Here is a 2729-nt window from a genome sequence, read left to right as displayed (position 1 = left end):
CTTGCACGCGAGCTGCTGGGCCATTGCTCTCTTCACTGAGGTCTATCGAGTCGGCCTCACAGCAGGCTCGCCTCTTCAGGCGTTCCTCACGGACGGCGAGATGGACGTCGACGGCTTGCTCGCCGTCGTGCCCAACGATGCCTCTCGAGAACTGGGGGATTTGATGGCGCTGGCGGAATCGAGATTGCTGCCCGCCCTGAACGGCCCGTTCGATCTCGGGCCGACATTCGCCGGCTCAGCCTTCTGCAAAGCCGATGCCGACTTGATCGCGTCCGGCTGCTTGCTCGATCTGAAGACGCGAATCGGGGAGCGGAATGCGCGAACAAAGCGGTGTCACGATGATCTACGTAACGTGGACGTCTACCAGATGCTCGGCTACGCCCTGTTCGACCTCGACGACGAGTATGGGATCACACGCCTCGGGATCTACTCGTCACGCTACGGGCACCTGACAAGGTGGGGCCTCGTCGACTTCATCGAGCGAATCGCGTGCCGGTCTGTGGACATCGAGGAGGAACGGGCGCGGATCAGGTACCTGCTCAGCGGGGAGACTCGCGGTGAGCGGAAGGGACAGCGGGGATGACTGACGAACGACCTGAGGCGATGGGTTTCGACTTCGATGCCATCGACTTCGTGACGAGTGATCATCACTTCGGGCACGCTCGCATAAGCGAGCTGGCTGACCGGCCCTTCGATTCAGTTGATGAGATGAACGCCGTCATGGTCGAGCGCTGGAACGATCTCGTGGGTCCCGACGACACCGTGCTGCATCTCGGCGACCTCGCTCTCGGTCCGATCGAGCAGAGCGTTGGGCTGACATCGCGCCTCAACGGCAGGCGCCTGCTCGTCCCCGGCAATCACGACCGCGTCTCGCCGGCGACTCAGTCGAACCGAGCAATCGAGAGGTTCCGGCCGATCTACGAGGATGCAGGGTGGACGGTTTTGTCTGAGGTTCTTGACGGGCACCGGCACGGCCGTCGTCTGCTCGCATCGCATTATCCATTCGTGGGCGACTCGACCGGAACGGAGCGACACAGTTCCCGCCGTCCAAATGACAGTGGTGTACCGCTGGTCCACGGTCACACGCACGACAGGGGGTTCGGACCCCACGGTTCGCACGAGTTCCACGTCGGCGTGGACGCCTTCGACTTTCGACCTGTGCCCTTTGATGTGATTGATCGTTGGCTCGGGAGCCTTTCCGATATGCGGCGTGATGCGCCCGTGTCTGTCGAGATAGCTGGCCTTCTCGATCGGCTGTACGTCCCGAGTGCTGCGCAGGCATGGCTTCGCGGGCACAACGCGAACCTCGATGGCGCACGACCGATCGATCTTCTTGTGCTCGGACGTGAATCCGACGTCATAGACGCTCTCAAGATCGAGCTAGAGGGCGGAATGACTTGAGCAACGATGGCCCACGCGGCGACTGTTGCCATGGGGAGTGTCCGCGCTCCGTGCGCGTTTGTGCAATGAAAGGGGACGGTTATGGAGACTGCGATGGACATCGTGAGACGGGCGCAGCGCGGGGAGATCGATCACGACGAGCTGGTTCGGATTCTCAAGACATGGAGATACGAACCGCAGTACAAGACGACCGGACTCGAAGATGACTGGCAGATGGTGCCGAACAGCTTCGACGCGGTCGAGTTCGCATACATGTCGCTGGATCTACTCACGGAGGAGGATTACACCGCCATCCTGCTCGCAACTCAGTAAGTCAGCAGCGACCCTGCGGCTCGTCCCAAGTGCTCAGCGACGAATGCTTGCTGAGGATGGTCCCGGCTCCAAGTCAGGCGGCACGATCACGCCGCGGGCGAGGGGTCGGTCAGGCGTGAGCGGGCTCGCGAGCGGGCGCAGTGGCGAGTTGTCGCAGCGCTGCGGTGTCGGGCGATCGCGACGTTCTCGCGGCTGGACGAGCATGCATCGCCCGGAACGAGTGACCGCTATTAACCTTCGGCGTTGTCGAAGAACTCGACGACGCACTCTCTTCAAGGCCTAGGGTTGTCGTTCGGGAAACGGGTCAGGCTCTCTAATTTGCACACGGTAAGCTGTTGGCGATGGTCTCTTCGGCCCGGACTCCGCGCTCCGTGACGCTGAATGAGCAGTTGTTGATAATGAGGCTCATTACCAGCGTCGGTTTGGCGTTGTTGCTGATGCTGGGTCTGGCCGCGACGGGTCACACGGAGGCGGACGGTTCGACTCCTGTTCCTCTGGTGATTTCTGGGTTGATGGACCCGCATGTCGGACCCGTGGCTGATGCACCGGCTGAGCATGAGGCGGTCGCCGGTGGCGTCGCTTCTGGGCCGAACGTGTTGGTGGGCGCTGCGCTGTGCATGTTGGGCGTGTTGTGCGGGCTGACGTTGATGGTGGTGCTGCGGGGATTGTGGCGTCGGCGGATGCCTCCGGTTCTCGGTGACGGACCACGAATGCCTTCGCTGCTTCCGGCGCCGGCCGCCCGTGCTCACCCAATTGTCTTTTCGCTGACGCAGTTGGGTCTTTCCCGAACCTGACATCTGGCACGCCGCCCTTCCGGGTGGCGCTTCGTCCCGGGCTGCGTGCCCGGGTTCTGTCCTGTGCCGTGTCTTGGTTTGGAGTACCCGATGAAAACCCCTGTGAAGGCGACACTCGTCACCATTGCCGTTGTGGTGGTGATGGTGGTCGCCGCGTTGATCTACGTCCTTGTCAATCAGAGCCAGACAGCTCCACCTTCATCTGGGGGCGGTGACGCATCC

4 protein-coding genes are annotated in these 2729 nt (G+C 62.1%); all 4 read left to right on the top strand.

Annotated elements, in window-relative coordinates:
* A partial coding sequence (locus Q9S36_RS51520; protein WP_311292441.1) for a hypothetical protein occupies positions 1-583 on the top strand: 583 nt, incomplete at its 5' end.
* Positions 580-1401, top strand: coding sequence for a hypothetical protein (locus Q9S36_RS51515; RefSeq protein ID WP_311292440.1), 822 nt, complete (start codon positions 580-582; stop codon positions 1399-1401). The genes Q9S36_RS51520 and Q9S36_RS51515, both read left to right, overlap by 4 nt.
* 81 nt (positions 1402-1482) lie before the next feature.
* Positions 1483-1713 (top strand): hypothetical protein, encoded by a 231-nt coding sequence (locus tag Q9S36_RS51510; protein WP_311292439.1) that lies wholly within the window; start codon positions 1483-1485, stop codon positions 1711-1713.
* Between the two features lie 341 nt (positions 1714-2054).
* Entirely contained in the window at positions 2055-2507 is a 453-nt protein-coding gene (locus Q9S36_RS51505) for a hypothetical protein (protein ID WP_311292438.1), read from the top strand.
* Positions 2508-2729 lie beyond the last annotated feature (222 nt).

Source organism: Microbacterium sp. ARD31 (assembly GCF_031844425.1).
The sequence above is the reverse complement of the archived record's forward strand: the minus strand, read 5'-3'. Positions and strand labels throughout refer to the sequence as shown.

What these genes read in the sequence shown, in the direction of transcription:
- Q9S36_RS51515 (WP_311292440.1), top strand. Translation starts at nt 580, where the DNA reads ATGACTGACGAACGACCTGAGGCGATGGGTTTCGACTTCGATGCCATC.
- Q9S36_RS51510 (WP_311292439.1), top strand. Translation starts at nt 1,483, where the DNA reads ATGGAGACTGCGATGGACATCGTGAGACGGGCGCAGCGCGGGGAGATC.
- Q9S36_RS51505 (WP_311292438.1), top strand. Translation starts at nt 2,055, where the DNA reads ATGGTCTCTTCGGCCCGGACTCCGCGCTCCGTGACGCTGAATGAGCAG.